This is a genomic window from Streptomyces sp. NPDC055254, from assembly GCF_053606025.1.
Window position 1 is genome coordinate 1 of sequence record NZ_JBSGQV010000101.1, and the last position, 1,440, is coordinate 1,440.

Annotated in this window: 1 pseudogene; it reads right to left on the reverse strand. The window is 70.6% G+C overall.

The window, feature by feature from the left end:
• Positions 1-310: 310 nt before the first annotated feature.
• Positions 311-1,440 (reverse strand): annotated as a pseudogene (locus tag ACWFQ8_RS33540) (IS1380 family transposase); the annotation flags it as partial.

A 1,440-nucleotide genomic window follows, 5' to 3' on the forward strand; every position in this document is an offset into this window, starting at 1 on the left:
ACCGCCACCCGCGGGGCCCGTCAGGCACGGTGACCCCCGGCCCGACCTGCACCTTTCGACGCGTCACCGCCAACCATGCACGAGCTCGTTAGTCGATCAGATGTCCGATGCCGCAGAGCTTGTGCATGCCCGTCTCCGCCCTCCCGTCGCCTTCGGTAATGGGTATTAGCCTCGCCGTTTCGGTTGGGGTTGCTGGGCGGTTGAGTGTGGCTGTTCGAGGCGGTGTCGGTCGGTGGGCATGGCGAGTGCCCGGCGCGGTGGTCGGGTTCTCCGGGGTCCTTCGGGTGTGGGCGGGCAGGATGGGTAGCTGTCAGTTGGCCGGGCGGGGCAGTGCGGCGAGGCGGTGAAAGGCCGTGGCCAGCTCGTTGCTCCAGGGCCAGGTCGCTGAGATCCGCAAGCGCAAACGGCGGCCGCCGCGAGTGAGGCGGGCGGCGACGTGCAGGAGCCGGTAGCGGAGCTTCTTGGGTTCGGCGGTGGCCAGCTCACCTTCCAACAGCAGGACGCGGGTCCAGGCGAGCAGGTCGATCGCGGTCAGGGAAAGTTCCAGCCAGGCCGCGTTGACTTCGAAGCGGCGGGAGGGGAAGCGGCCGAAGCCGGTGGTCTTGCCGCACCGGATGTGGTCCTCGACGGTGGCGTGTCCGCGGTGGCGGACCTCCAGAAACTGGGCGGAGCCGCCGCCCGCGAACGGGGTGTCGGTGAGGAACACCTGATGCCGCAGGCCCTCGTCCTGGTCGAACAACGACAGTTGGGCGCCGGGGTGCGGACGCTCGCGTCGCACGATGATGCGGGTGCCGGCCGGGTAGCCGTTCAGGTCGACCATGCCGGTCAGCTCCGCGACCTCGGCGGACTCGCGCAGGGTGCCGTCCTGGTCCAGGGCGGGATGCCAGAGGCCGTCGGGCAGGGCCCGGATCGCGCGGCGGACCGGCTCGGTAACCGCGCATCCGACTGAAAACCGCAGGTCCGGGCCGTGCTCGCGCAACGTCCGCAGGTGGGCAAGGAAGGCTTTCGCGCTGCCCGCGCTGTCGGCGCGAACGAGGATGTCGGTGCCATAGCGGTGGGCGTCGGGGATTTGCGCGAGGGCATCGCCGAGGACCGCGATGTGATCGGTGGCGGTGTTGGCTCCGGCGTTGCCGGGGTCGCAGCCGCCCCGCCAGGGCCTCGCCGGTATTGGCCAGGAAGCACAACAGCGGGTGCTAGCCGAAGCCACCCTTGTAGGTGGGTGCGGCCTGTTCCTTCTCCGAGTGGCAGGTCACCAGCGTGGCATCGATGTCCAAGACCAGGCCGGGCAGTTCGCGTCCGCCGGCCTTCACGGCAGGGATGCCCTCGCCGTGCTCGGCGGCCTGCAGCCAGGCGATCTCCCGCGCTGACGCACGGGCCGAGCGCAGCCGGTCGAGCACATTCCCGTCAACCGCGGCCAGCAGGCGCCAGGCCGTGGGCGTG